The following is a 26,982-nucleotide window of genomic DNA, read 5'->3' on the forward strand; positions in this document are numbered from 1 at the left end:
TTTTACTATGTTTCATTATAAAAAATGTAGCGAAGCAGATATAGATTTAGTATACGAAGCTTTTCGAGATGGTTTTTCTGATTACATTATAAAGATGGAAGTTTCAAAAGAAGACTTTATAAATAGATTTTTCGGTCCAGAAGGTAATAAACTTGAGCATTCTTATATAGCGTTAGATGAAAATAAATCAATTGGAGTTATACTTGGTGGAATTAAAGAATATGAAAGTATAAAAACAATGCGATGTGGCACATTAGCGCTTCATCCGGACTATCGTGGGGTTGGCGTTAGTCATAAATTATTTGAATTTCATAAAGAAGAAGCGATAAAAAATGGATGTCAGCAACTTTTTCTTGAAGTCATTGTCGGTAATGATAGAGCGATTCAATTTTATACGAAGTTAGGGTATGAAAAAGTATATGATCTGTCTTACTATAATTTGAGGGACACTTCTATTTTGACAAGTAAGAGTGTACAAAATATAGAAATAAGGCAAATTAAGTTTGGCGAATTTCAAAACGGTATACAAAAATGGTTAAACTTCCATATAAATTGGCAAAATGATATCGATTATATAGAGAAAACTGAAAATAATACGTATTATGGAGCTTATATTAATGATGATTTAAAAGGATGTATATGTGTTAGTGACAATGGTAAGATAAGTTTATTATTTGTTGATAAAAAATATAGAAGAATTAGAGTGGCTACAAGTCTATTACAAACTGTAAGCAAAGAATTACAGCTTCCCAGTCTTTCTATTGGATTCCCTAATAATGGTTTACTTGAAGGATTTGTAAAAAAATGCGGATTCGAGAAAAGTTCGTTGGCTCAGTATGAAATGTATTATACATTGTAACGTTTAGAGGAAAATAGAAAAATCTTTTAGCTGCATACTTTAAAAGAAATTGAAGGATTTATATTTTTATAGACATCATAAGTTTTTATTTGCTTTTTCATGTGTTTTGTGTGAAATTTTAAAAAACGATCGTATGTTTGTTTTTCGAGTTTAAATGGAGGTATGACTATGTTAGCTCTAATAGAGAAAATAGATAATGAATATGTAGCTCAATTTAACCGTTCATTAAATCATGCAGTAGAACAAGTTTGGGCTGTATTAACAGAGAATGATAAACTAGCAAGATGGATGCCAAACCTTTATGTAGAGAATTTACGAAAAGGAGGTATTATAAAATTTGATATGATGGATGGCTCAGGGAATTTTATTGATATCAATATTTTAGACTGTCAAGTAAATTCTGTATTAGAATTTACTTGGGGAGAAGATCGTGTTCGATTTGAAGTACATAAAAATCCAGATGGTTGTCTATTAATATTAAAGGAATTTATTCATGAAATAAATGAACACACACCAAAAGATTTATCTGGATGGCATATATGTTTAGAAATTTTTTCTTCTGTATTAGATGGTCATGACATGGATTTTCCAAAAGATGAATGGGAAAAATGGTATAAAAGATATAAGTTAGTAATTAATAAAATCGAAAATAATGATTTAAATTAATCGTATTATTATGTGATAATTACAGATTAAAAAAGCTTTTATCGTGAAATAAAAACTGTTGATTATATTGATGGAATGAAATAAATACAGAAAAGAGTACATAATTGTTAACAATAATAAAAAACAGCGCATAAGTTTGATTTGCAATGTTCTCGACAAAAAATGATTAAATTACATTTCTCTTAGATTGATTAACTGATGCCTAATACAAAAAGCAACAAAACAGGAGAAAACTTGCTTTGTTGCTTTTTAAATACACTTAAATTTCATAAAGAGGAACACAGTGTAGATTGCAATATAAATGTAAAATTAGCACAAATTATAAAAAAAAACTTTTGTTTGAATTATAAAATGTGAATATACAGAGGGTTGAGGAATGTATCACTTTGAAAGAATACAAAACCTAAATATATTGAAAAGAACTTATAAGACCAATTAAGGAATAACCTAAGGAGAGAATAAAATGAATATTGAAATGGTTTTTGGAGATTTCCCAGTATTGGAATCTGTTAATCTAGTATTAAGAAAAATCGAAGAGGTACACTTACAGGAATTATATTCGATCTACGACAATGACAGGGTATTTGAATATTGCGGTATCATTCCTAAACATAACTTACAAACGGTAAGAAAGATGATTGGTCATTTTGATAGGGATTATCATAAAAAAAGCAGAATTAAATGGGGTATCTTTCAGAAGAATCAAAGTGATAAATTGGTTGGAATTATTGAATCTATGGATTTTAATCAAAAAGTGAACATGGTATCTATTGGATACTTTTTGGTAGAGGATTATTGGGGTAAGGGCATTGCAACTGAATCTGTTCGTATGGTAGTAAAATTTTTATTTGAAGAAGTTAATGTAAACAGAATTCAAGCAGAGGTCATGCCTGTAAACGAGGTTTCAAAGAAAGTCCTCTTAAAGAACGGTTTTATAAAAGAAGGGGTGTTAAGACAAGCTTCTTTATGGTCTGGTAAAGGAGTGATTGATTTAGAAATATATGGAATCCTTAAAGAGGACTACATACAAAATTTCAATTAAAATGATACACCTATTTATTTTCATCTCGCTTTAATGGGATAAAATTTAAAGAAAGAAAAAAGTTAGGTAGTGGATAAAGCCGCGCTGATTAAAGTTTCACTTTATCAAGGATAGTATTAATGTAGGTGTTATTAAATTTGATTATATCAAGATTTTATTATGTAATTATAATACCTTAAAAATAGAATTATAGATACAATTAACCCCCTACCCCTAGGTAATGGGTAGGTAATGGAGAATTGATTCTCACGTTATGTCATTGTTTAAATTAAATTTGTTCTTCGAAATAATAGTAATATATAGGAGGGACTAATGTTTAAAATAAGAGGGTTTTCAAAGCTCTAATGAACAGAGTGGAGAAATGAAATTTTGGAGTCGTCCTGATTTTTTTATTATTTAGTTCTTATTATTATGAAAAACTTTTTTGCGAGGCAATATGTTTTTCTGAAACCATTTTATACGCAACTTGTTATATCCAAGTTCCAATGTTTTTATATTTATTTTATATTCGAACTACACTCATTGTGGTAATATATTTTAATAGAGTATATTTTTACCAAATCACTCTTAACATTATCATAGGGGGATACATATGAAAAAAAGAATAGTTTCAGTTATTTTATCGTCTGCTATTTTATTTCCTACTATTTCACATGCACAGGAAAATTCTAAGCAAGAAAAACAGAATCAAAGATTTCAAAAAACACCTGCTGTACAACAGCAAAAATCAATTCATATAAAAACAGAACTTTCACCAGAAATAAGGAATAGTGATATTAAAGGAAATAAACATGGTACTCAATACTCTAACCAAGAACGTAATATGGTCAAAGCTCCAAGAAATGGATGGTTCTCTTATAATGGATACTGGTATTATTTTAAAAATGGATCGTTATATCATGGTTGGCTACAAGACGGAGGGAAATGGTATTTTTTATTGAATGGTTCCGGGGCAATGGCAACAGGATGGTATAAGGTGGATGGCAAAAACTATTATTTTAATTCCAGTGGTCAAATGCAGACAGGTTGGGTACATGACGGTGTAAGTTGGGCATATTTTAAAGCGGACGGCTCACAGCAAACTGGTTGGTTTCAAAATGGTGGGTATTGGTATTATTTACCTAAAGATAAATATATGAGTACTGGCTGGAATCATATTGATGGAAAGCTTTATTATTTTAATTCCAACGGTCAAATGCAAACAGGTTGGGTACATGATGGTGTAGGTTGGGCTTATATGAAACAAGATGGATCACAACATGTTGGATGGTTAAAATATGATGGCAAGTGGTATCATTTTTATGCAGGATATCATATGACTAGAGGTTGGATTTTATTAGATGGTTATTATTATTATTTTGATGCAAATGGTATTTTACAATATTCTCAGAAAGCTTGATGTAATTACATAGAAGGAATTTTCTACCCTTTCTTAATGAGTAGGAGTTTATGAGGATTTGTTTATTGAGATTCGATCCCCAGAAGAAGATTTTAACAATCATTTAATAGTTCAGTTAGAAGTAAAAGCTTATCCAAAAATATCAAGGCCAATCACTTCATTATTAGCCTCATCGACGACCAAGACAATTTGTTCAGCAAATGTCTGAAAGGATCGAATAGTTATTGATTCCTTTAAATCATTATATAAATACCAACCAGTTGGTGTTTTGCTTGTAAGTCATCATCTCGAAAAAATATAATATTATTATGTAAACTAATAATGATAAACTAAGACTCTATTTTGAAAAATATAATTTCAAAATAGAGTCTTTTAGTAAAGGTTAAATTAAGTAAAACGTAGGCTTAATTACTCATATTTTTTCTAATAACGCTAATTCCTCTTCAACAAAACACATCAAATCCTTAATTGTTTCACCAGAAAAGTCAAATCGAATTCCTGCTGCTTCATATACTGTTTTTACAGACTTAGAACTACCTAAAGATAAAGCTTTTTTATAGTTTTGCAATGCTTGCTGAGGGTTTTCTTTATATTGTTTATACATTTGTAAAGCACCAATTTGTGCAATTGCGTATTCAATATAATAGAAGGGTACTTCAAAAATATGCAGAACAGATAACCATTGTGCGACGATCCAATTTTTATAGCCATCTGTATTTACGATGCTTGAATTATATAGAGAAGAAAGTTCTAAAAACTTAGCATTTCTTTCTTCGACAGTATGAGTTGGATTCTCATACAACCAGTGTTGAAATTGATCAATAATCAGTGTAATTGGTAAATACTCTATAATTTGTGTTAATTGTTCTCGCTTAGCTTGTTTAAAATCTTCTTGATTATTATAAAAAACATCCCAGTTGTTCATTGTAAATAGTTCCATTGTCATACTTGATAATTCAGCAGTCTCCATTGGTAAATGTTGATATTGATGTATCGAAATATCTTTCATTAAATCATGATGAATACAGTGACCCATCTCATGTAAGAAAACAACAACATCATCTTGTGTTTTTGTTAAATTCATAAAAATAAATGATAACTTAGATGCGGGTAAATATTCACAGAATCCACCAGGTGCTTTCCCTTTTCTGCTTTCCAAATCTAGATGGTTATGCATTTTTTCTAGAAGAGCTGAAAAACTTGAATCAATCTCTGCGAAAAGTGTTTTGCTTTTTTCTATTAATTCATTTTCATTTTTTACAGGGTGTAAAGGTTTATGATCTGTAGGTACAGCATGTATATCCCACGGACGTAACGTATCTACCCCAAGCTTTTCCTGTAATTCTTTATGCATTTTTTCTTGAAGCGGCACAACGTATTTACGAATAGATTCAGCGAATTTATTGCATTGTTCGGCCGTATAATCAAAACGTTCGTATTTTTTAAACATGTAGTCACGATAATTCATTAAACCAACGTTCCTAGCTTTTTTTGTTCGAAGCACAATTAACTGATTTAAGATTTCTTGAATTTCATTCTCTACGGATAAAAACTTTTCAGAGATAGCAGTCATCGCTTTTTGACGAATGTTTCGATCAGAATCTTGTAGATATATTCTTAATTCAGAAAGGTTTACCTCTTCACCGCCCCACATAGAAGAGAGATTACCAGTGATTTCAAAATATCTTGTTATTAACTCATCTTCAGTAACCTCTAAACTAATATTTTCTTCGTTAAAGAGGCTTCGAATGTTTTGGATTTTTGTATCTAAGAATCCAAACTGAGAGGGATCTAACTGGAAGCGATATGGTGATTCATAATATTTTTGATCTAGTAGACTTTTATAACGTTTTAATGTAGGCTGTACATTTTTTTGATCAAAGTCAAAAGCTTCTTTTACCTTTATATCATTTGTATTTCGTTGAAAAGCAATATAATGTTGCATGAGTTGCTCATTGATAGAATTTAAAGTCTGTGATTGTTGTATTAACCAATTCTCAAGTTCTTGATTAGAAGATATTGATACGTTTAATAATGTATCCAATTCTTTTGTTAGTTCAGCTATATTACTAATATTAATAGGCATTACCTGCTGCATGAAAAACCCCTCACTTTTTATTTACTAATAGAGGTATTCTTTTCTTTTATATGAATTCCTTTTTTACCTAGGAAGTTTGTACCTACTATACCAAGAACAATCATTATGGACCCAAAGATATGATAGTATGCAATTTGTTCGTGTAAGAATAATACTCCTGCACTAATTGTAATAAGTGTAGATAGATTACTAAAGACACTCATTTTAGCTGCTTCCATATAAGACAATGAATAATTTAATAAAAATGCTGTTAGCAAAGAAGACAATAATCCTAAATATAAAATAGATATAAGAAATGTTCCGTTTGTAAATGGTTTAAAGTATATATTTACAGTACCTTCATTCATATGTTCAATGATAGCGATTAAATTGAAACTAAGAAACCCAATCATTGTCATCATATATGTTAAGTCTATTAACTTAAATTTCTTTGTCATTTTTCGTGCTAAAACATTGTAGCAAGCAGATGATAACGCTGATAGCAGAATAAAAGCAACTCCTATAAAACTAGTCTCATGAGTTCCTGTGCCATTCATAACAAATATATAAATAACACCAATTACAGAAATGAGTACAGATATTTTTTGCCATGCATTTGTAAATTCTTTTAAAAAGTAAGAAGCGAAAATCATTGTGAATATCGGAATGACAGCTTGGATAATCCCAGCTTCAGACGAGCTTGTATATACTAAGCCGAAAGCCTGGAACGCAAAGAATAATGCTGGGTAAAAGATTGCTAGTGGTAAAAGTGAAAGTATGTTTTTAAATGAAATATTTAATTTTACAAAACCAAAAATGATAGGAATAGTTGCTATTAAAAAAGCAACTGTAAAACGGTGTGCAAGTGTATCGAGAGGAGTTGTAACCGTTAATGCTAATTTCACAAACATAAATGAAAATCCGATAATAAAGGCATATACTAATGCGGCTGTATATGCTTTAGTTGTGTTTTTCATAATTTCACCTCATATAATTAATTTACTACTGGCCAGTATATGTACATGGTAATCTTTCTGAATCGGTGCTACAATGTGAACAAATACAAACTGTACCGGTACAAAATAGACGTTGAGGTGTAATCATGTATAAATATTTAAATGTATTAAATGATCTAGAAAGCATGATTCAAAAAGGAGAGATAAAAGAAGGTAGGAAATTACCGTCTATACGTTCACTCGTATCACAATATGAGTGCAACAAAGCAACCATTATACGTGCGCTTCATGAATTAGAGAAGCGCCATATTATTTATTCCGTACCTCAAAGTGGATATTATGTGGTGAAAAAAATGGGGAATTATGAAGAAGATGAAACAGAGAATTTTGATTTTGCATCTTCAGCTCCAGATCCTGATGTATTTCCTTACTTAGATTTTCAACATTGTATTAATAAGGCAATTGATACGTATAAGAATGATTTGTTTATATATGGTACACCTAAAGGGCTGCCATCTTTAATTTCAATTGTGCAAAAACAACTAGCGAACTATCAAGTTTTCGCAAAAGAAGAAAATATCTTTATCACCTCAGGAGTTCAGCAAGCTCTAGTTATATTAACTTCAATACCCTTTCCAAATCAAAATGAAACGATACTTATTGAGCAACCGAGTTATCACTTATTTATTGAATATCTAGAAACAAATCGTACTCCTGTAATCGGAATAAAACGCACTGCTAAAGGTATTGATTTATATGAGTTAGAAAAGATATTTCGAACGGGAAAGATAAAATTCTTTTATACCATCCCAAGATTTCATCATCCACTCGGCACTTCATATTCTAAGAAGGAAAAAGAAAAGATTATTTCTCTCGCAAAGAAATACAATGTATTTATAGTAGAAGATGATTATTTAGCAGATTTAGAACAAAACCCAAAGGTAGATCCACTATATAGTTACGATAATTCTTCACATGTAATCTATCTAAAAAGTTATTCGAAGATTATTTTCCCTGGATTACGTGTAGGTGTGGCAGTTATTCCTGCTTCTATTGCAAAAGCGTTTCATAAATATAAAAAGCTATTAGATATTGATAGTTCAATGATTTCCCAAGCTGCTTTAGAAATTTACATAAAAAGCGGGATGTTTGAACGACACAAACAAAAAATTCAATTGTCATATTACGCTAGATCTAAGGCGTTATCTGGAGCATTAGAAGAAGCTTATAAAGAAAATCAACATCTGTTTTGTAAAACAGAAAGCAAAATAGGAATACATACGTGCTTATCATTACATAAAAGTATTGTCACGGAAACGCTTATTAAAAACTTAGGGCAAAATCAAATATTTATAGAGACTGTTGATAAAAATTATTTGTCTTCTTTCCGTAAAGAAAAACTTTTAAAACTGAATGTATCAAATATGAAAGAAGATAAAATTAGGATAGGAATTCATAGAGTAATCGAGGAAATGAAACAAGTAAATCGTGTAGATTTCCATTTTAAGAAAGACTAACACTTCATATAGGAGGTTTATTATGAAGAAAAACTTAATAGCCTTGTTGATATGTATTGTCGTAGGAACCGGAGTGATAGTAATTGTTATGTATAATAAAGGAAGTGAAAATTGTAAAGGGGTTGCTATTCATATAAAGTCAGTTATTGTAGATGGCAACAACCTTTCTATATCGAATGTTAAAGTTTATGCAGACTCAATCGTAAATAAAGAACTTGCTATTTCAAATTCACAAGGTGAGTTCGAATTTTACACTGGTGTTTGTGGTAAGATTACGCTACAATTTGTTACTCCGGATGAGGAAATATATACAAAAAAGTATGATAGAGGGCATGTACCTAAATTAATTAGACTGGAAAATAAACATTAAGGAGAATTGTATATGAAACCATTACAAGGAAAAGTCGCAGTTGTAGCTGGTGCGACGCGTGGTGCTGGAAGAGGTATTGCAATGATGCTTGGTGAAGCAGGAGCAACTGTGTATGTAACAGGAAGAAGTACAAAGGGTAATTTATCATCAATGGGAAGAACAGAAACGATTGAAGAAACAGCAGAGCTTGTTACAAAACAAGGAGGAAAGGGGATTTCCGTACGTGTAGATCACACAGTGGAAGAGGATATTAAAGCATTATTTACAAAAATTCAAGATGAACAAAACGGCAAACTTGATATTTTAGTAAATGATGTTTGGGGCGGAGATCCGCTTACTGAATGGGGAAAACCATTTTGGGAACATGACTTACATAATGGATTACTTATGCAACAACGTGCTGTCCATTCACACATGATGACAAGTTACTATGGTACCCCCCTAATGGTGAACAATAAGAAGGGACTTGTAATTGAAATTACAGATGGTGTCGATTATCAGTACCGTGGTAACCTATATTATAGCTTAGCAAAAATCTCAACCATCCATTTGGCAGAAGCAATGGCGAAAGATTTAGAGGAACATCATATTACTGCTGTTGCGGTAAGCCCTGGATTTCTCCGTTCGGAAGCAATGTTAGATTTATTTGGTGTAACAGAAGAAAATTGGCAAGAAGGTACAAAGAAAGATCCACACTTTATCGCATCTGAAACACCTTTCTTTATTGGTAGAGCAATCGCTGCTTTAGCAAGTGATTCGAACGTTCATAATAAAACAGGAAAATCCCTTAGTTCTTGGGGATTAGCGAGAGAATATGGATTTAAAGATATTGATGGAAGACAACCTGATTGGGGAAAATATTTTGAAGAGAATGTTTTAAAAGGACAATGAGTATTGTATAAAATGAAATGAAGACTAAGAACCATGTATATATCGGTTCTTAGTCTTCATTTTCGTTTTTATAAATATTTTTGCTGCACCTTCATTCCTTCTAACGGTGGACAAAAGGCTGTTAAATATTGTTACGCTTTAGAACTTTTTAAAACTCATATCCATAATATATAAAACAGTGTGTGGATGATTATATAAGAGGGAGTTGAATGAATATGAATGTTCCATATTTTAATAATGAAATTCGAGTTCCTGCTGTAACATATACTTCAGCACAAGGTACACTTCAATCTGTTCAGCAGGCATTACAAGCGCAGGTACAAACAATGCAGATGCAAGATATGCATTTTGACTATCCGTCTGTACAATATTATTATCCTACGTATATGACTCAGAATGGGATATATTTTTCAACAATTCTAATTGGTGCTGTGTACAATTTATAAAACTGATTTTATTACTCTTAATAAAATTAAGCTGTTCCAACTTGATTTTGATCTGCAACATCAGAATCAAATGTATTCGTTGCACTCACACCGTTAAAGGTATTAGTTACAAAAGCAACATTAGATGATCCTGAACCATTATAGGCTTTTGTATTCTCTTTCGGAGAAACATTATAGAAATCACCTAAGTTAAAAGAACCGTTACTATTTTGAACAACAAGATTTCCGACAACAGAGGGCATAGTCTTCACCTACTTTATTAGATTAGGGATTGTTAAAGTCACTATATGATTTATTTTTGTAAAAGTGCAGCTTAGCATAAAGCGAATTTGAGCGGAAGAGAAATGTATCGTATGAACCAAAGACATCATTGAACAAAAAAATGCATAGATTTGTGGAATTGAGATGGACTCTTTTTTATTAATATTTCGTACTATTTTGATAAATGCATTAAGAAAAAACATTGATAAGATTCCATTAACCCAAGAAAATGTATTTATCGTTGTGCATCTAAAAGCGATAAATCTATTTATAGTAAAAACGTGCAAGCTGTTTTCTATCAAATGAATAAAATACATTATTTAATGAATAGGGAAGTGAACTATACTTTGTCTAAATGTTTTTTAACTAGATTAACAGGGTGGGAAGAAGTGCCTCTTGTAAAAACAGATGCTTGCGGTTTAGTACTATTTAGATTTAATAATGATTTTACAGGACTTCGATTTAAATTGGTGCTTAATGATATAGAAATATTGACTGCTGCTCACATTCATCTAGGGATGCGAGGCGAAAATGGTCAGGTTGTCGCATTTCTTTTTGGACCAGTAACGCGTGGTATTAGTGTCAATAGAGGAGTGGTAACGGGAATAATTGTAGAAAGTGACCTTACTGGTCCTTTACAAGGTATGTCCTTGTTAGAACTAGCAAGAAAGATGGAAATCGGCAATTCGTATGTAAACGCTCATACGGAAAACCATCCAAACGGAGAAATTCGAGGGCAAATAAAAAGGTTTTAATCTTTCTTAACTGTATATAGTCTGTTCTTACAGGTTATAATTCCATATTTTTATTACTTATAAATATGATGACAAAAACCTTTAGCCATAATTATGACTAAAGGTTTTTGTTGTGGGGAAATTTATATAGAACCAATAATTTTTAGGGAGGTAAAGTTCATGGAAGATAATAAAAAATCAATTCTCGCTTTTATAGTGTTATTTCTAGGTTTAGGACTCATTGTTGGAGGGATGGTTTATAGTTTGTGGGGACCATTTTAAATTCATTGGTGAACAATTGCCACCCAGGCAATTCAGTCATAAACTGTTTTCCATTTTTTTATTAGTTAATGGACTTTATATATCATTTCAGAAATAAAGGAGAACATTTATAATGAATTATATGCTGTTTAAGGTTATAAATCGTCTTGCTGGACGAGGAACTACTATGGATGCGATAATGGTTTTTCTTTCACAGAAGACGCGTTATCTATACCTTTTCATATTAATATTTATGTGGTTTAGAAACAATTTCTACAAAAAAATTATTTTGTATGCAGGAATTTCAGCAGGAGTTACTTTATTTATAAACCGTATCATCCAACTTTTTTATTTTAAACCTCGTCCTTTTATTTTCCATCGAATTCGTTTGCTTATCCCATCAAAGAGTAATTCCTCATTTCCAAGTAAACATACTGCCTTAGCTTTTGCTGTAGCGACTTCCGTTTTACTTCGTGAACGTTTAATTGGCTCTATTATGTGGTTATTAGCAGTTTTGACAGGTTTTTCACGTATTTGGGTAGGACATCATTATCCATTTGACATAATCGGGAGTGCTGTTATAGGTAGTCTAACAAGTGTTATTATTGATAAGAATACATATACATTTCAGTCTCTTATTACTTGGATTATAAATATATATTCATCGTTCACAAAATTATTTAAATGAAAAAAGAGAAAAATCCCCTATGTCATTCTTGGGAATTGTACCAAATAAAAAGAGAACATCCGCTTCTTTTGTTTTGTGCAGTAGAGCGAGAGAAGGCGCAAATTGAAAACTTTTGGTGAGATTTGAAAAAAATCTAGTTGAAGGATGAGGAGAAATAAGGATTGACTAGGATAACTAAAAACAAGTACATGCTAGATAGGGCTAGTATATACTTGTTTTTAGTTTTTAGGAACTGTGTGAACAATAGAGAATTTAATTAATGGTAATGTTATTCATAAATTAGCATTAAAGGAATGGATTGTTGATGAATATTTTTTTTGAAAGCATAATTTTAATTGTTACGGGTATCCTCGCTTTAAAATTAACCGGAAGTAAATCAATTAATCAGATGACAAGAGCTGAAATTATTATCGTTGTCTCTATTGGGCGTATTATTGTAGAACCAGTGCTAAGTAGAAAAGTAGGACCGTCTATCCTTGCTGCTTGTATATTTTCAGGTGTTTTATTTATTATTCATTATGTAGAAATGAAATCAAGAGGGATGGAACAATTTTTAAATGGTAATAGCATTGTTATTATTGAAAATGGAGAAATTTTAAAAAATAATTTGAGACGTACGAAAATGACAGAACAGCAACTGCTGATGTATTTAAGAGAACAAGGAATTCATGATATTAAAACATTACAACAAGCAACGGCAGAACCGAACGGTCGCGTTGGTTATCAACTAACAGCTGGAGCACAACCAGTTACTTGCGAAATGTTAGAAAAGATATTGCACCAATACAACCTGAAAAAATAGTTAATATGGAGATATATTAACTGTTTTTTGTTGTTTTAGGGAGTTTAGCAATACGTTATGAAATCTTTTTAATCCAATCAACATGTCTTTTTCATTTAACATAGAATAACTAATTCGTAAATAGTTATATTTTGATTCATGATTCAAAAAACAAGCCGTTCCTGGTAGAAAAGAAACGTTCGCTTCATTCGCTTTTTTAAGTAACATAAAAGCATTGATTGAATCTGGAAGTGTAATCCATAAATTAAAACCACCTAGAGGTTTTTGAAAATGAATTTCCCCTGTTAGAGAAGTTAATATTTCTAGTGTTGTATCGCGTCTTAGTTGTAATGCGGTGCGTAATTTTTCTAAATGATTTTTCATTCTTTCTGCTCGTAAAAATGGAAGAAGTGCCTTTTGTGTTAGTAACGGACTTCCTATATCCATCGAAGCTTTCACAGCATATAACCATTCAAAAATAGGTCCTTCTACAGCTAATGCTGCAATACGAAGGCCTGGCGCTAATGTTTTACTGAATCCTTTTAAATATATAACGTGACCATTTGTATCAAAGGTTTTAAGTGGAGGTGGAATTATAACTTCATCAAAATATATTTCCCCAAAAGAATCATCTTCAATTATAAAAAAATGATACAGTTCTGCTAGTTCTACAAGTTCATTTCTCCTTTGGCTACTCATTATAGTACCTGTAGGGTTTTGAAAAGTAGGATTTACATATACTAAAACGGGTCTCTGTTTTTGACAAACTTCATCGATTAAATCAGAGCGAATTCCTTGTTCATCAAGCTCAATTGGTATGATTTTAACCCCTTTGTTTATAAATACATCAATTGCTGCACCGTAGCACGGGCTCTCTATTATAACTGTATCACCTGGTTGTAACAATGTTTGAGCGATTAAATCAATTCCTTGCTGGGCGCCACTTGTAATTAATAAATTAGAAGGATCTACAGCTAGTCTTTGATAATCTTTTAAGTATCTTGCAATTTCTATTCGAAGCTCTTCATCTCCTTGAACTGGTCCATAAGTTGCTAATATCATTTGATCTTTGTCTATTATTTTTTGCATTTCATCCGAAAGAAATGGATTAGGTAAAAGACGAGGATAAAGAATGGCCTGTGAAAAATCATAATATTTCCTATGTTGATTCATTACATATTGAGATCGCATGACATTGATTGATTTCGTATGTTGCCAATCATACGGCGTAGGCTGATGCTTCCGATGTTCATGTTTATGTATATACACACCTTTTCCTTGTTTAATTTGTACATAACCTTTTGTTTCCAGCTGTTTATAGGCTTTACGAACGGTTAATATACTTATTTTCAAATCATCTGCTATAGTACGTAAAGAAGGTAAGGAATCACCATGTAATAACATTCCACTTTGAATCCGCTCAACAACTTGCATATAAATTTGTTGATAGAATGGTATATTAGACTCTTTGCGTAGTACAATTTTCATGATCTCACCTGAGTTTCTTTTTAATTTAATTAAATCTAAAAACATATGTAGGAGCAACTATAGATTTATCCAACTGTTATATACGTTGATATACTGTTATACACTGTTTCCTCTATACTCATCTTAAAAATCAAAAGGAGGAAACATAATGGTCATTTTTAATTATATTTTAATTTGTATGATTTTCGGCACAACATTTTTAACGATAAAAATTGGGGTTGAAGCGGGGGCACCACCATTATTCTCAGCGGGAATCCGTTTCTTTTTAGCAGGTGTTATTCTAATCATCATATTTACCTTAAAACGGAAAGGTATTATACCATACCTACTTTCAAAACGAATTATATATGCTGGTTTTTGTTTAACCTTTATGACATTTGCAACATTATATTGGGCTGAACAGTATATTTCTTCGGGTTTAGCAGCTGTTCTTTCTGCAACAGGGCCAATGATGATTTTGTTATTACAATCGAAGAGAAATAAAACAAAACTACAACGGGAGCAATTTCTCGCTCTAATCATAGCGCTTATTGGAGTTGTTTGTATCTCCTTACCAGGGATGCACCAACAACTCACTTTTATATGGAGTATCGCTTGCCTTGTCATATTAGTCGGCGAATTATTTTATGGCATAGGTTCCATCCATTCAAAAGAAATACTTTCAGATCTGCCAAAAGTATCGCCGTTTCTCATTAACGGAATCCAAATGTTTTACGGTGGACTTTTTCTTCTGATTAGTTCTATTTTTATAGAACAGCCAAATCTCGATATATTAACATCTTGGAGTGTACAATGGCCCATTCTATATCTTATCTTTGTAGGGTCAATTGGTGGGCATGGTTTATATTATTGGCTCTTGTCAAAGACCAATCCAGTATTCCCATCAACTTGGCTGTATGTATCTCCATTAATTGCTGTTATTACAGGATACGTATTTTTAGGAGAACCAATTAATCCAGTAATGGGAATCGGAGCGTGTCTCATCTTGATGGGTGTATTTTTAGCAAATCGCTCTACACTTGGAGTGTACTTTAAACAGGGGAGATTATTGAAAAAAGAAATGTAACATGATTGTATTTCAGTTGTGAAATAGAAGAATAAAATAGTGTGTTTATGACAATGGAATTGATATGTAATTAAATGTTTTTTTATATGTATACTGTTGTTTTTCAAAGTTACATAAATAAAAACCCTCTCATATAGAAAACGAGAGGGTTTCATTATGCCTAATTTGTATGTAAAAATATTAGTTTACTTTCTTTATAAACCCTTTATAGTGACGCTTCACAAGCTGGCTTTCTAGTGTTTTCATTGTTTCTAACGCTACCCCTACAATGATGAGTAAACTTGTACCACCAATTTGAGCAGAAGGTGGTAAAGTAGCCACTTTCGTAAATACAATTGGTAAAATTGAAATAGCACCTAAGAAAATTGCACCAATAAACGTTAAGCGATACAAAATTTTTGTTACATATTTCTCTGTCGATTTCCCTGGTCGAATACCTGGAACGTAGCCATTTTGCTTTTTCAAGTTTTCGGCCATTTGTTCAGGATTTACTTGAACAAATGCATAGAAGTATGTGAAAGCAATAATGAGTCCAACGTAAAGGATCATTCCAACTGGATGTGTAAAGTCCAGATTTGTACTTAACCATTTAGATATATCAGAGTTAGGGAATAACTGCGCAATGGTCCGTGGTGTCATTAGAAATGCAGAAGCAAAAATAACAGGAATTACACCCGCACTGTTTACTTTAAGCGGTAAATGTGTATTTTTTGCCCCTTGATATTGATTATTCCCTGAAACAGCTTTTGCATATTGAATAGGTATTTTACGAATTGCCTGTTGGATGTAAATAACACCAACAACGATCGCTAAAATAATGAGTCCAATCAATACTACTTTTACAATATGCATAAAGAGTTGATCTCCAGCATTTTGAAATTGTTGTAAATAAATTTGATTTACGACATTTGGAATCGCTGCAACAAGTCCTGCAAAGATAAGCATTGAAATTCCGTTACCTACGCCGTTTGCAGTAATTTGTTCACCTAACCAAAGTAAAAATGCAGTACCGGCAGTTAGCACTGTAGCGATAAATAAATACGTAGTCCATCCTGGATTAGAAATTAGTTGCCCGCCTGCTATATTGTTAAAGCCAATAGACATTCCAATGGCTTGAATAAATGCGAGAATGATTGTAAAGTATCGGGTAAACTGAGCTGATTTTTTACGGCCCATTTCCCCTTGCTTTGCCCACTCTGTAAATTTAGGTACAACATCCATCTGTAACAACTGTACAATAATGGAGGCTGTAATATATGGTGTGATACCTACAGCAAAGATTGAGAAGTGTTGTAAGGCTCCTCCGCCAAATACATTAAGCATACCTAAAACATTGGCTTGATCTTGTACTTTTAATACCTCTGCGTTAGTATGAGGAACTGGTATAAACGTGCCAATTCGAAAAACAATTAACATCGCAAGTGTAAAAAAGATTTTCCTTCTTATCTCAGCTACTCTCATAAAGTTTGAAATCGTACGAAACATCGTGTCGCCTCCTGTATTTTTTAGCAGTTATCTAAAAAGAAAACTGTTTTTTTATATCCTGATGAACGAACTACAAGCCTCCTTCCGTGTAGAATTCATTTGACAAATGGATTTTCATACATTTTGTAGTGTTGTTATGGATATAAAAAATACAAACGTTTTTATAAGCGATAGATTTATTTTCGTAATCATTCAATAACCATAATATAACTAATAAATAAAAAAATGTACATAGATACGCATGAAAAATGAATGAAAAGGGTAATTCTTTACATTGTTATATGAAGAGTTGATTACATAAGTTTGTAATTGTTATCTATGTATAAGTAGAGAATTATCTACAATTGATAGCAGTCAAGTTGTGGCTGTAGCGTGGGATTAAGTGTTAATAGGAAGTGTGTTTACTCCAAGTGATATTCATACACCTTTATGGTTATGGAATCAGTATTTCCGGACCTTGTTGTTCAAAACACATTAAAATAAAATGAAAAAGAAGTAGATGCTGGTGTTTCAAACATCGGTATCTACTTCTTTTTATTAAAAATCAGGATTTTTGTACCGGTACAGTTATTGTAAATGAACATTGTTGATGCTCTTCATAGCTTTTAAAATTAGCATATAATACATTCACTCTAAATATTGAAGGGGTGCTTTATATGACAGAGTTACAAGATCAGTTTTTTGCAAGGTTAAACCTAAAGAAACAACAGATTGTGAGATTTGAGGACTTGAACAAAATAATTAGCGCAATTGCGTATGAAATTCCGTTTGAGAATTTAGATATCGTAACAGGTAATACGAAAGAAATTTCTAAAGAGAATTTACAAAAGAAAATACTAATGAGTTCACGAGGTGGGCTTTGCTATGAAATGAATTCTATTCTATATTACTTATTAAAAGATTGTGGATTCGATGTGAAGTTGGCATTAGGCACAGTTTATAAAAGTGATTTAAATGTATGGGCTCTTGAAGAAGGCCATATTACAATCATTATAAATTATGATTCAGTATCGTATTTAGCTGATGTAGGAATTGCTTCACTTGTACCTCTCACACTTGTACCGTTTACTGGTGAGATTGTTACTTCAAAAAATGGCGAATATCGTGTTAGGAGAAAAGATACAGATAAAGGAACTTATATTTTAGAAAGACGAGACACTCATTCGTGGCATGACCCACATGAAAAGATAGAATGGAAAGTATGTCATGCTTTTCGTACGGATCCTATTGATGAAACAACTTTAAATGAAGTTCAAAGAAAAGTCATAGAAGATGAGAATTCTAGTTTTAATAAAGGGCCGATTGCAGTAAAACTTACGCATTCTGGATATGTCTCTTTGACGAAAGATAGTTTGACTCAAGTAATGAATGGCCAAAAAAGGAAAAGTGTAATTACAGAGAATCACTATAGGAAGCTCTTACATGATATATTTAACATTGAAATGTAAACCTTACCTTTGCATTCAAAATAGAAATAGTATGATCCTTAATGTAAAAGCGTCATGGTAAATAAATGAAAAATCAAACTATTTATTTGAAAAACGAATTAAATAAATGGTTTGGTTTGCACAGCAAGGTCATTTTCTTTTATGGTAATATAGGTACGATAAAAGTAACAATGAATAAAAAAGGAGTCTACTATGTCAGTTATCGATAAATTGAACCTTAGTAAATATAGTAATATGGCAGTGATTAATCAACCAAACGATTATGCCCTTTTTACTGAACAAGCAATTAAGTTATCTAAAGATCATGATGCTATTTTCATTTTTGTAGAAACAATTGATGAGATGGTGAAGTACACGCAACTTATTATTAATAAGCAAATATTACTTGAAAAAGGTTATTTATTTTTTGCTTATCCCAAAAAAGGTAACACTCGTTATGAAACTTTTATTCACAGAGATGAAATATTCCCAGCAATGAACGTTGGAGAAGATGGATATGTAGGTAATAGTGATATTAAGTTCGCACGGATGGTAAGTATGGATGATGTCTTTACTGTCGTTGGTTTGAAACGCGAAAAAAAGAAAGTTAAAAAGACATCTGCTGCTAGTCAATGTGTTTCTGATTATGTAGAGAATATTAAAGATGTAGAAGCATTATTAGCTAATCACCCAAATGAACTTCAGTTTTATCAAAGTTTAACACCAGGCTATCAAAAAGATTGGGCACGCCACATATTCTCAGCAAAACAGCAACAGACACGTGAAAAGCGTGCGCTGCAAATGGTTGAAATCCTTTCACAAGGTTATAAATCAATTGATTTATTCCGCAGAAAGAAGAAATAAAGAAGATTTAATAGTAAAACTAGGATATTCAAAAAGAGTGGAATTTTTTAAAAGTGTAGTTATAGGTACCGTAAGCCTAATTTTAAGATGTAAAACATATTCTTGACCTCATCAAGAATATGTTTTTTTATGAACTTCCGTTTTCGATATCAAAATACATAATGATGACACAATTAATAGAAGAGAAAAGTTGAAAAAACATCTCCTTCAAGTATACTGAATATGATTCGGAATTTATGAGAGTGGCTTTTTACAGCACATAAAATGTGTAGGGCTCTCGTGCAGTAAATAGAATATAAAAGAATGAATAAGAAAAGGTGTTTGAAATGAAATCGTATATTGTAGTTGGAGCTGGAATTTTAGGGGCGTCTACTGCTTATCATCTCGCTAAAGAGGGAGCTCGTGTTACTTTGGTTGATCGCCAGGATTTAGGACAAGCAACGGATGCAGCAGCAGGAATTGTATGTCCATGGCTTTCACAACGGCGTAACAAAGCTTGGTATAAAATCGCGAAAGGTGGAGCGAAATATTACGCTTCTTTAATCCAGCAATTAGAAGAAGATGGTGAAATAGACACAGGTTATAATCGAGTAGGTGCTATTAGCTTACATACAGATGATAAAAAGTTAGATCAAATGGAGGAGCGAGCATATAAACGACGTGAGGATGCTCCTGAAATTGGCGAAATCACTCGTCTATCACCAGAGGAAACAAAAAAATTATTCCCGCCGTTATCGGAAGAATATGGAGCTGTGCATATAAGCGGTGCTGCACGGGTAAATGGACGAGCACTTCGTCAATCTCTTGTAAATGCTGCGAAAAAACATGGTGCTACCTTTATAAAGGGAGATGCTGTTTTAATTCATGAAAACAATTATGTTAAAGGTGTTCATGTAAATGGTGAAACAGTAACGGCAGATCAAGTAATTGTTACTGCAGGAGCATGGGCAAATGAGTTGTTAAAACCTCTTGGTGTTAACTTTCTTGTGACTTTCCAAAAAGCACAAATTGTTCATTTACATATGCCGAATACGAATACTGAAAATTGGCCAGTTGTTATGCCGCCAAACGATCAATATATTTTAACTTTTGAAGATGGCCGTGTAGTTGTAGGTGCAACACATGAAAATGATACTGGTCTTGATTATCGTGTTACAGCTGGTGGTTTGCATGAAGTATTTGATAAAGCATTGTCTGTGGCACCAGGGTTAGAAAATAGTACGATGCTGGAAACAAGAGTTGGTTTTAGACCATTTACACCAGGTTTTCTTCCAGTCATTGGTCCGTTACCTAATTTTAAAGGTATACTAGTTGCGAACGGCCTAGGTGCTTCTGGATTAACAGCAGGTCCATACTTAGGTTCAGAACTTGCAAAACTTGCTCTTGACCAACCGATAGAATTGGATTTAAGTCATTATGATGTAGCTGGTGCACTTGAATAGTGATTAGATCTAGAAACAAAAAAAGATTAGGAATAGCTACCTAATCTTTTTTTGTTTCTTTTTATATTTGCAGAGGGAATTTTGAGCATTTTGGAGAAAAGCTATATTGATTGTAAATTTGAAATAGATAGCATGAAAATTATAAATCAATTACACATACAATTTTAGAGGATTAAGGAGTTGCCTTAAGTGTATAACGTTGAAATAAGAAGACCAATCATTGGTGATTATGAAGAGTTACATCGATTGTTTCATACAGTCATTATAGATACGTTTGCTGGAGAAGGTTTATCGGAGTTCGCTGGCGATATAGAAAATGAAATTGAAACTAAAAAACAGTACTTGAAATGTGACTTTGATAGCGATGGGAAAAATCGATATTTTTTGATCGCTGTAGACAAACATTGTAATAAAATTATCGGCACAATTGAATTTGGGCCATCTAGTAAACTGATTAATAATTGCACAGATGGCGCATTAAAAGACTTATATGAGATAGGGACTGTATTTGTACTCCCGAATTACCAAAGACGCGGCATAGGTAATTTGCTTTTAAATGCGATTTTTCTTACCTTATTGGATAAAGGAATAAAAGAATTCTGTTTGGATAGCGGATATACTAACGCACAAAAAATATGGAAGAAAAAATTTGGAGAGCCTAACTTTTTGTTAAAGGATTATTGGGGCGAGGCGTATGATCATATGATTTGGAGAAAATGCATAAATGATATACCTATAATATTTAGTAGATAATGAAAGTTGTTTTAGCAAATCGATTGTATAAATTTAATTAAATTACATTTATAATCAACACGCATAGCTTTTCTTTCATACTTATGCTATTATTTACCTTTACTATAAAAGAGGACGTGAAGTAACTTGATTAAAATTGATTTACCTGCAGTTGATGTTTCTATAACAGAAAGAAAACAAGTAATAAAAGGCGATGAGCCAAGAATCACTCCAATTCATGGATTCATTGATTTCCACCTGTTTCCAAGAGATAAAGGCGGCATTTTTATGTTTTATAACATTAATGATGAACTTCTTTTTGTTGGGAAAGCACGTAAAATAAGACAACGTATTAAAAAACACTTTGAAGACAATGTTTCACCAATTCAAGCACATCGCGATGAAGTATACCGCATTGATGCATGTATTGTAGAAGATCCAATGGAAAGAGAAATTTACGAAACATATATTATTAATGAGTTTCAAGCGAAGTATAATGTTGATAAGGTATTTTATAAATAAAATAAGAGTAATTTAAAACATGATCTTAGTATTATATTAAGGTCATGTTTTTTTATTTAATAAAAAACATTTGATCCCCTTAGACTATTCGACAAAATATAACAATGCAAAAAAAAATTTTTTGCTATGATAAATAGGAAATTTATATATTGTGTTTATTGGGGGATAAAAAAGGATGTTGAAAAAATTTACTACATGTATTTTGGGTGGCGCTTTAGTATTTAACTTATCTGGGTGTGGAAGTACATCTGACAAAACTTCTTCTGAATCTAAAGAAACCACTTCTAAGCAAGAAGAAAAGAATGTGAAAACAAACGATACAACGAAAGGGAATACAGATTCGAAAAACACGGAACAAACAAAAGAAAAGACAAAAATAAAAGAAAAAGAGTATTCATTAAACAAAACTTTTAATACGCCAAAATTTGATGTAACTGTGAAAAGAGTTGTAGAAAGAGATAAGGTTGGTAAAGAAAGTATAGGGATCCAAGAGCCTGAAAATGGACATGTCTTTATTGTTATAGAGGTTGAAGGGAAAAATATCACAAACGAACCGATGAAATTAGCAGTTTTGCCATCAGTTGATTTAGTGGATGAAAATGATAATGCTTACCAAAGTGATGTGTGGGCAACTAGTAGTTATGAGGTTGAAAAAGGCGAGACCTCTACTATTAGTAAGGAATTAAAACCTGGTGATGTAAAGAGCGGAAATAAAGTTTATGTGATTAATAAAGAAAAGTTTGATACAGGTAAATGGTATGTTCTTGTTAATCATGAACATAAAGAACAAATTAAATAAAGTTTATGTTAAGAGGGTATACCCTCTTTTTTTGTTGTTTGGAAAAGTCCTTAAATCTTGAATTCCTTTACCTTTCTTTTCTTTCATAACAGGTAAAAACAAACATATACTGGTACAAGCAAACAAGAAAGGAGACAATCATGAACTGGTTAGAAGCTTTTATATTAGGAATTATTCAGGGATTAACGGAATTTTTACCTATAAGCAGTACTGGACACTTGTATTTAGGAAGACATTTGTTTCATTTAGATGAAGCTGGGCTTTTTTTAGACACGATGCTGCATATTGGTACCCTGTTAGCGGTGTTTATTTATTATAAAAAAGAGTTTATCTATTTAATTAAAAATCCACTTTCAAAGCTTACATTTTTACTCATTGTTGGAACAATCCCAGCAGTTATAATTGGCTTATTATTTAAAGATTTCTTTGAAGAGATTTCAAAAACGGGTGTAACAATCGGATGGGAGTTTTTAGTGACAGGTTTGTTTTTATATATGGCAGAGAAACAAAAAAATGGACGTAAGAAAATGGATGACATTACATATCAAGATGCTTTTATTATTGGTTCGTTTCAAGCGTTTGCTATTTTTCCAGCAATCTCTCGTTCTGGTATGACGATTGTCGCAGCACTTTGGAGAAAATTAGATCGTGAAACAGCTGCATATTTTTCGTTTTTGTTATCTACTCCCGCTATTGTTGGAGCAATCATTTTACAGTCTGTAGACGTATTTCAAGGGAAAGCTGAAAGCATTTCAAGTACATCGTTAATCGTTGGCACCTTATCTGCTGCATTTTTTGGATATATTGCAGTATCTTGGATGATTCAATATTTAAAGCAGCATTCTCTTAAAGTATTTGCATATTATGTTTGGGCTCTAGGCATTATCATTTTAACTTTACAGTTCACTGGCGTATTTTAAGGAGAACGACCTTGAAAAAATACAGTCATGCAATAATCTTATTTTATGCTGAGTCTTGCTGGTGAACGTTATTAGATAAACAATGCTATTTTTAGCGGAATTACATGTTGATTCTTTGCTTAAATAGTACTTGTAATTAAGAGGAAAGACGAATAAATGTTGATAAAAAAATCCTGTTGCGCAATTTTATAGCAGGATTTTTTATTTTATGATTCTATTAATATGTCAGAAGAATAAAGAGGAAAATGAAAAATTTATTTTAGCATCATGAAAGTAGCGGAAATATCTTGCGGGAGGTAAAAAAATGTTAGGAAAAGCAATCGTTATTGGTGGAAGTATAGCTGGGAAACTAGCAGCAAAAGCTTTATCTGATTATTTTCAAGAAGTAATAATTTTAGAAGCAGGCGAAGAATGGAATGAAAAAAGGCCTAGAAAAAGAGTACCTCAAAGCCATCATCCTCATGTGTTATTAAAAGGTGGTGAAGTAGCAATTGAGAAATTATTCCCGGCAATTATGAATCAATTAAAAGAAGATGGTGGTATCGAAAATAATTTTACTGGGGATTTGAAATGGCATCATTTTGGTTTATGGAAACAACCATTTATCGGAGAGTTGAATGCGGTTCAACAAAGTCGTCCTATGCTTGAGTGGCACATACAAAAAAGAATGAGTGAAGTAACTAATATTACAACAAAATATGAAACAATGGTTGAACAATTGATAATCGATCAGCAGCATAACAAGGTTTCTGGAGTAAAAGTGCGGTGCATGAAGACAGGAAATAAAGAAAATTCACACGCAGAACTAGTTGTGGATGCAAGTGGATTTGGTTCAAAAAATATAGAATGGTTAGAAACACATGGCATTGAGGTAAAAGAAGAAAAAGTATGGATTCAATTATTTTACGCGACTAGGGTATTCCAGCTAAAAAAGAATGAATGTCCTGATTGGTGCAATTTACTTATTTCTCCTAGCTTTCCTGAAAATCCTTATGGTGCCTTTATTCAAACTATTGAAGATAATCGATATTTCGTGACTTTTAGCGGATACGCCAATGAGAATGTACCAAAAACAGATGAAGAATTTCTTGCATTTGCTCATAAGTTACCTGCACCAGATGTCATTCATTTTCTTGAACAAGCAGAGCCAATTACAGATATAAAAATACATAAGATTCCATACCAAGTTCGTCGTCGATTCGATTTAGTGAAAAATATGCCAGAAGGATTTTTAGTAATTGGAGATGCTCACTGTCGCTTTGATCCAGTTTTTGGACAAGGAATTTCTGTCGCTGCTATGGAAGCTGAAGAATTACAAATGTGTTTAAAGAAGGGGAAAGTGCTAGAGAAAGATTTTACTCGTGACTTTTATAAGCGAATTTCAAAAATTATTGCAACGCCGTGGGAAATGGTTACTACAGAAGCTTTCCGTCACCCTAAGATAAAAGGAGAAAAGCCTTTTATACAACCATTTCAACAATGGTATACGAAAAAAATATACCAACTTTCCGCGAGTAATACAGACGTTTACATTCGTTTAGTTAGGGTCATGAACCTTATGCGTAGTCCCCTACATCTTCTTCATCCTAAGGTATGGCTTGCTATTCTTACAACTCGAAAAAATAAAGGAGGTTAATCTCATTACAAGCAGTAGGATTTTAACTATTAAATGGAGAATTTATAATAGATAATTGATTAAAAAGGAATGAGTCATGAATGGAAATATACATAGAAAAATTAAAGAAACAAGATGCAGAAGAATTGTTTGCTTTTGAGAGTTATAATAGAACTTTTTTTGAAAAGATGGTACCGAGTCGTGGTGATGATTACTATGTTTATGAGACGTTTCAATCTAAACATGATGAATTGTTAAAGGAACAAAAAGAAGGCACTTCCTACTTTTATCTCATACGGAATATGGAAAAAACAATTGTAGGTCGAATAAACTTAGTAGACATAGAGAAAGATAGACAATTAGGATATCTTGGTTATCGTGTAGGAGAAGATTTTATTGGAAATGGAATTGCAACTAAGGCCGTCCAATTACTCTTAATTCAAGCAGCAAACCATCAAATTATCGAAATTCATGCAAAGACAACAAATAATAACATTGCTTCACAACTAGTATTAGAAAAAAGCGGCTTTTCACGTACCGCAATTGATAAAAAAGGTATAGAGTTAAATGGTCAAAAGATTAATTTCATTCATTACGTTTGGAAACATACTAAAGTATTATAAAAGAAATTTTAAAACAAAAGGGGAACAATACAATGCAGGACTTACGTTATCCAATTGGGAAGTTTACTTATGAAGGAAATATTACGGAGGAAATGGTAGAAAAGTGGATTCAAGAAATTGAAAATCTCCCTGCAAAACTAACAAAAGCAATTAACGGTTTAGATAAAGAACAGCTAGATACACCTTATCGAAAGGGTGGATGGACAGTACGGCAAGTTGTTCATCATGTTGTCGATAGTCATATGAATAGTTATATTCGTTTTAAGTTAGCTCTTACAGAAAATAACCCGACAATTAAACCATATATGGAAGAGAAATGGGCAGAGCTCCCTGATTCAAAATTACCTGTAGATGTTTCCCTTGTATTATTAGATTCATTACATAAAAGATGGGTAAATGTATTAAGCTCTTTAGAGCAGACAGATCTTGAAAAAACTTTTAATCATCCTGAATCAGGTGAAACAAAACTGGAGGTAGCAATTGGATTATATGCATGGCACGGTCGGCATCATACTGCACATATCACTTCTTTACGGGAGCGATTAGGGTGGTAAATGTTATGGAAATAACACTAGAAAGAGCAATAAGTTTTGATGCGGAATATATTTTCAATATTCAAGTACAAGCATTTAAACCGTTATTAGAAAAATATAAGGACTATAAAACGAATCCTGCTAATGAAACAATTGATAAAGTAATTACAAGAATAAACAATCCTTATGGTGGATTTTATAAAATATTAGTTGATAATACTCTTGCGGGGGCTATTTGTATATTTTGGAAAGAAAAGACAACGGAATTCTGGATAAGCCCTATGTTTATTCTGCCTATTTATCAAGGGAAAGGGGTAGCCCAGAAAGCACTCGTTTTAATAGAGAAGATGTTCCCACAAGCAACTAGTTGGGAATTAGCTACCATTTTAGAAGAAGAACGTAATTGTTATCTGTATGAAAAAGTGGGCTACATTCAGACGGGGTTAAGAAAGAAGTTGAATGATAATACAACACTTGTTTATTATAAGAAAATATTATAAAAATAGATTTTAAAAGGA

General features: G+C 32.2%; 28 protein-coding genes. 23 read left to right on the forward strand and 5 right to left on the reverse strand.

Annotated elements, in window-relative coordinates; all coding sequences use genetic code 11:
• The first annotated feature begins 7 nt into the window (after positions 1-7).
• From NSQ40_RS13045 to NSQ40_RS13060, 4 genes are all read left to right on the forward strand, one after another.
• Positions 8-859, forward strand: a complete 852-nt coding sequence (locus tag NSQ40_RS13045; RefSeq protein WP_003207205.1) for a GNAT family N-acetyltransferase — start codon at positions 8-10, stop codon at positions 857-859.
• A 168-nt stretch (positions 860-1,027) separates the two neighbouring features.
• Positions 1,028-1,525 carry an SRPBCC family protein gene (locus NSQ40_RS13050; RefSeq protein WP_003197834.1) on the forward strand — a complete coding sequence of 166 codons (498 nt, stop codon included), beginning with the start codon at positions 1,028-1,030 and terminating at the stop codon, positions 1,523-1,525.
• A 463-nt stretch (positions 1,526-1,988) separates the two neighbouring features.
• Complete coding sequence (locus tag NSQ40_RS13055; protein ID WP_098159025.1) at positions 1,989-2,567, forward strand: GNAT family N-acetyltransferase; 579 nt, start codon at positions 1,989-1,991, stop codon at positions 2,565-2,567.
• A gap of 592 nt (positions 2,568-3,159) precedes the next feature.
• Positions 3,160-3,966, forward strand: coding sequence for an N-acetylmuramoyl-L-alanine amidase family protein (locus NSQ40_RS13060; protein ID WP_098159024.1), 807 nt, complete (start codon positions 3,160-3,162; stop codon positions 3,964-3,966).
• 412 nt (positions 3,967-4,378) lie between these two features.
• Here the strand turns inward: NSQ40_RS13060 and NSQ40_RS13065 are convergent, their stop codons facing one another.
• Both NSQ40_RS13065 and NSQ40_RS13070 read right to left on the reverse strand, forming a co-directional pair.
• A complete protein-coding gene (locus NSQ40_RS13065; RefSeq protein WP_003207202.1) occupies positions 4,379-6,064 on the reverse strand; it encodes a M3 family oligoendopeptidase in 1,686 nt (561 codons plus the stop codon).
• Positions 6,065-6,081: 17 nt separating this feature from the next.
• Positions 6,082-7,020: a DMT family transporter gene (locus NSQ40_RS13070; RefSeq protein WP_033797607.1), complete on the reverse strand. Its 939-nt coding sequence runs from the start codon at positions 7,018-7,020 to the stop codon at positions 6,082-6,084.
• A gap of 125 nt (positions 7,021-7,145) precedes the next feature.
• Here NSQ40_RS13070 and NSQ40_RS13075 point away from each other — a divergent pair, with 125 nt between their 5' ends.
• The 4 genes from NSQ40_RS13075 (at position 7,146) to NSQ40_RS13090 (ending at position 10,223) form a co-directional block, all read left to right on the forward strand.
• Positions 7,146-8,516, forward strand: coding sequence for an aminotransferase-like domain-containing protein (locus NSQ40_RS13075; protein ID WP_258248401.1), 1,371 nt, complete (start codon positions 7,146-7,148; stop codon positions 8,514-8,516).
• A gap of 22 nt (positions 8,517-8,538) precedes the next feature.
• Positions 8,539-8,886 (forward strand): hypothetical protein, encoded by a 348-nt coding sequence (locus tag NSQ40_RS13080; protein WP_098159023.1) that lies wholly within the window; start codon positions 8,539-8,541, stop codon positions 8,884-8,886.
• Between the two features lie 12 nt (positions 8,887-8,898).
• Positions 8,899-9,777 (forward strand): SDR family oxidoreductase, encoded by an 879-nt coding sequence (locus tag NSQ40_RS13085; RefSeq protein WP_003197848.1) that lies wholly within the window; start codon positions 8,899-8,901, stop codon positions 9,775-9,777.
• Between the two features lie 209 nt (positions 9,778-9,986).
• Positions 9,987-10,223: a DUF3947 family protein gene (locus NSQ40_RS13090; protein WP_003197850.1), complete on the forward strand. Its 237-nt coding sequence runs from the start codon at positions 9,987-9,989 to the stop codon at positions 10,221-10,223.
• Between the two features lie 26 nt (positions 10,224-10,249).
• Here the strand turns inward: NSQ40_RS13090 and NSQ40_RS13095 are convergent, their stop codons facing one another.
• A complete protein-coding gene (locus NSQ40_RS13095) occupies positions 10,250-10,465 on the reverse strand; it encodes a spore germination protein (protein ID WP_003207198.1) in 216 nt (71 codons plus the stop codon).
• A 321-nt stretch (positions 10,466-10,786) separates the two neighbouring features.
• Between NSQ40_RS13095 and NSQ40_RS13100 the strand changes: the two genes are divergently transcribed.
• From NSQ40_RS13100 to NSQ40_RS13110, 3 genes are all read left to right on the forward strand, one after another.
• Positions 10,787-11,239, forward strand: a complete 453-nt coding sequence (locus tag NSQ40_RS13100; RefSeq protein ID WP_080548526.1) for a CHRD domain-containing protein — start codon at positions 10,787-10,789, stop codon at positions 11,237-11,239.
• 373 nt (positions 11,240-11,612) lie between these two features.
• The gene (locus NSQ40_RS13105; RefSeq protein WP_003197858.1) at positions 11,613-12,167 is read left to right on the forward strand and encodes an undecaprenyl-diphosphatase; all 555 of its coding nucleotides are present in this window, start codon (positions 11,613-11,615) and stop codon (positions 12,165-12,167) included.
• Between the two features lie 304 nt (positions 12,168-12,471).
• Positions 12,472-12,969 (forward strand): DUF421 domain-containing protein, encoded by a 498-nt coding sequence (locus NSQ40_RS13110; protein ID WP_003197861.1) that lies wholly within the window; start codon positions 12,472-12,474, stop codon positions 12,967-12,969.
• Here the strand turns inward: NSQ40_RS13110 and pdxR are convergent, their stop codons facing one another.
• On the reverse strand, positions 12,970-14,436 hold the full coding sequence (pdxR, locus tag NSQ40_RS13115; RefSeq protein WP_018765937.1) for a MocR-like pyridoxine biosynthesis transcription factor PdxR: 1,467 nt from the start codon (positions 14,434-14,436) through the stop codon (positions 12,970-12,972).
• A gap of 148 nt (positions 14,437-14,584) precedes the next feature.
• Here pdxR and NSQ40_RS13120 point away from each other — a divergent pair, with 148 nt between their 5' ends.
• On the forward strand, positions 14,585-15,502 hold the full coding sequence (locus tag NSQ40_RS13120) for a DMT family transporter (protein WP_098187792.1): 918 nt from the start codon (positions 14,585-14,587) through the stop codon (positions 15,500-15,502).
• Between the two features lie 180 nt (positions 15,503-15,682).
• Here NSQ40_RS13120 and secY read toward each other — a convergent pair whose 3' ends face one another.
• Positions 15,683-16,987, reverse strand: a complete 1,305-nt coding sequence (gene secY / locus NSQ40_RS13125) for a preprotein translocase subunit SecY (RefSeq protein WP_018780511.1) — start codon at positions 16,985-16,987, stop codon at positions 15,683-15,685.
• Between the two features lie 656 nt (positions 16,988-17,643).
• On the opposite strand from secY, the gene NSQ40_RS13130 reads away from it, so the two are divergent.
• From NSQ40_RS13130 to NSQ40_RS13180, 11 genes are all read left to right on the forward strand, one after another.
• Positions 17,644-18,435: an arylamine N-acetyltransferase family protein gene (locus tag NSQ40_RS13130; protein ID WP_258248400.1), complete on the forward strand. Its 792-nt coding sequence runs from the start codon at positions 17,644-17,646 to the stop codon at positions 18,433-18,435.
• Between the two features lie 192 nt (positions 18,436-18,627).
• On the forward strand, positions 18,628-19,278 hold the full coding sequence (locus NSQ40_RS13135; protein ID WP_033796160.1) for a YdeI/OmpD-associated family protein: 651 nt from the start codon (positions 18,628-18,630) through the stop codon (positions 19,276-19,278).
• A gap of 326 nt (positions 19,279-19,604) precedes the next feature.
• Positions 19,605-20,720 carry an NAD(P)/FAD-dependent oxidoreductase gene (locus NSQ40_RS13140; RefSeq protein ID WP_258248399.1) on the forward strand — a complete coding sequence of 372 codons (1,116 nt, stop codon included), beginning with the start codon at positions 19,605-19,607 and terminating at the stop codon, positions 20,718-20,720.
• A gap of 189 nt (positions 20,721-20,909) precedes the next feature.
• Positions 20,910-21,473, forward strand: coding sequence for a GNAT family N-acetyltransferase (locus NSQ40_RS13145; RefSeq protein ID WP_003197888.1), 564 nt, complete (start codon positions 20,910-20,912; stop codon positions 21,471-21,473).
• Between the two features lie 126 nt (positions 21,474-21,599).
• Complete coding sequence (locus NSQ40_RS13150; RefSeq protein ID WP_003197890.1) at positions 21,600-21,974, forward strand: nucleotide excision repair endonuclease; 375 nt, start codon at positions 21,600-21,602, stop codon at positions 21,972-21,974.
• A 175-nt stretch (positions 21,975-22,149) separates the two neighbouring features.
• On the forward strand, positions 22,150-22,773 hold the full coding sequence (locus NSQ40_RS13155; RefSeq protein WP_033796186.1) for a DUF4352 domain-containing protein: 624 nt from the start codon (positions 22,150-22,152) through the stop codon (positions 22,771-22,773).
• A 140-nt stretch (positions 22,774-22,913) separates the two neighbouring features.
• Positions 22,914-23,693, forward strand: coding sequence for an undecaprenyl-diphosphate phosphatase (locus NSQ40_RS13160; RefSeq protein ID WP_003197894.1), 780 nt, complete (start codon positions 22,914-22,916; stop codon positions 23,691-23,693).
• Positions 23,694-23,997: 304 nt separating this feature from the next.
• Entirely contained in the window at positions 23,998-25,329 is a 1,332-nt protein-coding gene (locus tag NSQ40_RS13165; RefSeq protein ID WP_003197895.1) for an NAD(P)/FAD-dependent oxidoreductase, read from the forward strand.
• Positions 25,330-25,409: 80 nt separating this feature from the next.
• Positions 25,410-25,931, forward strand: coding sequence for a GNAT family N-acetyltransferase (locus NSQ40_RS13170; protein ID WP_003197898.1), 522 nt, complete (start codon positions 25,410-25,412; stop codon positions 25,929-25,931).
• Positions 25,932-25,963: 32 nt separating this feature from the next.
• Entirely contained in the window at positions 25,964-26,485 is a 522-nt protein-coding gene (locus tag NSQ40_RS13175; protein WP_003197899.1) for a YfiT family bacillithiol transferase, read from the forward strand.
• Positions 26,425-26,964 (forward strand): GNAT family N-acetyltransferase, encoded by a 540-nt coding sequence (locus NSQ40_RS13180; protein WP_170958690.1) that lies wholly within the window; start codon positions 26,425-26,427, stop codon positions 26,962-26,964. The genes NSQ40_RS13175 and NSQ40_RS13180 overlap by 61 nt, the downstream gene beginning before the upstream one ends.
• Positions 26,965-26,982 lie beyond the last annotated feature (18 nt).

The sequence above is a fragment of the Bacillus sp. FSL K6-6038 genome (assembly GCF_038050455.1).
In the GTDB taxonomy this organism is placed as follows: Bacteria; Bacillota; Bacilli; order Bacillales; family Bacillaceae_G; genus Bacillus_A; species Bacillus_A pseudomycoides.

Excerpts from the sequence above, each read along its gene's own strand:
- NSQ40_RS13045 (WP_003207205.1), top strand. The coding sequence starts at position 8 with ATGTTTCATTATAAAAAATGTAGCGAAGCAGATATAGATTTAGTATAC.
- NSQ40_RS13050 (WP_003197834.1), top strand. The coding sequence starts at position 1,028 with ATGTTAGCTCTAATAGAGAAAATAGATAATGAATATGTAGCTCAATTT.
- NSQ40_RS13055 (WP_098159025.1), top strand. The coding sequence starts at position 1,989 with ATGAATATTGAAATGGTTTTTGGAGATTTCCCAGTATTGGAATCTGTT.
- NSQ40_RS13060 (WP_098159024.1), top strand. The coding sequence starts at position 3,160 with ATGAAAAAAAGAATAGTTTCAGTTATTTTATCGTCTGCTATTTTATTT.
- NSQ40_RS13065 (WP_003207202.1), bottom strand. The coding sequence starts at position 6,064 with ATGCAGCAGGTAATGCCTATTAATATTAGTAATATAGCTGAACTAACA.
- NSQ40_RS13070 (WP_033797607.1), bottom strand. The coding sequence starts at position 7,020 with ATGAAAAACACAACTAAAGCATATACAGCCGCATTAGTATATGCCTTT.
- NSQ40_RS13075 (WP_258248401.1), top strand. The coding sequence starts at position 7,146 with ATGTATAAATATTTAAATGTATTAAATGATCTAGAAAGCATGATTCAA.
- NSQ40_RS13080 (WP_098159023.1), top strand. The coding sequence starts at position 8,539 with ATGAAGAAAAACTTAATAGCCTTGTTGATATGTATTGTCGTAGGAACC.
- NSQ40_RS13085 (WP_003197848.1), top strand. The coding sequence starts at position 8,899 with ATGAAACCATTACAAGGAAAAGTCGCAGTTGTAGCTGGTGCGACGCGT.
- NSQ40_RS13090 (WP_003197850.1), top strand. The coding sequence starts at position 9,987 with ATGAATATGAATGTTCCATATTTTAATAATGAAATTCGAGTTCCTGCT.
- NSQ40_RS13095 (WP_003207198.1), bottom strand. The coding sequence starts at position 10,465 with ATGCCCTCTGTTGTCGGAAATCTTGTTGTTCAAAATAGTAACGGTTCT.
- NSQ40_RS13100 (WP_080548526.1), top strand. The coding sequence starts at position 10,787 with ATGAATAAAATACATTATTTAATGAATAGGGAAGTGAACTATACTTTG.
- NSQ40_RS13105 (WP_003197858.1), top strand. The coding sequence starts at position 11,613 with ATGAATTATATGCTGTTTAAGGTTATAAATCGTCTTGCTGGACGAGGA.
- NSQ40_RS13110 (WP_003197861.1), top strand. The coding sequence starts at position 12,472 with ATGAATATTTTTTTTGAAAGCATAATTTTAATTGTTACGGGTATCCTC.
- pdxR (WP_018765937.1), bottom strand. The coding sequence starts at position 14,436 with ATGAAAATTGTACTACGCAAAGAGTCTAATATACCATTCTATCAACAA.
- NSQ40_RS13120 (WP_098187792.1), top strand. The coding sequence starts at position 14,585 with ATGGTCATTTTTAATTATATTTTAATTTGTATGATTTTCGGCACAACA.
- secY (WP_018780511.1), bottom strand. The coding sequence starts at position 16,987 with ATGTTTCGTACGATTTCAAACTTTATGAGAGTAGCTGAGATAAGAAGG.
- NSQ40_RS13130 (WP_258248400.1), top strand. The coding sequence starts at position 17,644 with ATGACAGAGTTACAAGATCAGTTTTTTGCAAGGTTAAACCTAAAGAAA.
- NSQ40_RS13135 (WP_033796160.1), top strand. The coding sequence starts at position 18,628 with ATGTCAGTTATCGATAAATTGAACCTTAGTAAATATAGTAATATGGCA.
- NSQ40_RS13140 (WP_258248399.1), top strand. The coding sequence starts at position 19,605 with ATGAAATCGTATATTGTAGTTGGAGCTGGAATTTTAGGGGCGTCTACT.
- NSQ40_RS13155 (WP_033796186.1), top strand. The coding sequence starts at position 22,150 with ATGTTGAAAAAATTTACTACATGTATTTTGGGTGGCGCTTTAGTATTT.
- NSQ40_RS13160 (WP_003197894.1), top strand. The coding sequence starts at position 22,914 with ATGAACTGGTTAGAAGCTTTTATATTAGGAATTATTCAGGGATTAACG.
- NSQ40_RS13165 (WP_003197895.1), top strand. The coding sequence starts at position 23,998 with ATGTTAGGAAAAGCAATCGTTATTGGTGGAAGTATAGCTGGGAAACTA.
- NSQ40_RS13170 (WP_003197898.1), top strand. The coding sequence starts at position 25,410 with ATGGAAATATACATAGAAAAATTAAAGAAACAAGATGCAGAAGAATTG.
- NSQ40_RS13175 (WP_003197899.1), top strand. The coding sequence starts at position 25,964 with ATGCAGGACTTACGTTATCCAATTGGGAAGTTTACTTATGAAGGAAAT.
- NSQ40_RS13180 (WP_170958690.1), top strand. The coding sequence starts at position 26,425 with ATGGCACGGTCGGCATCATACTGCACATATCACTTCTTTACGGGAGCG.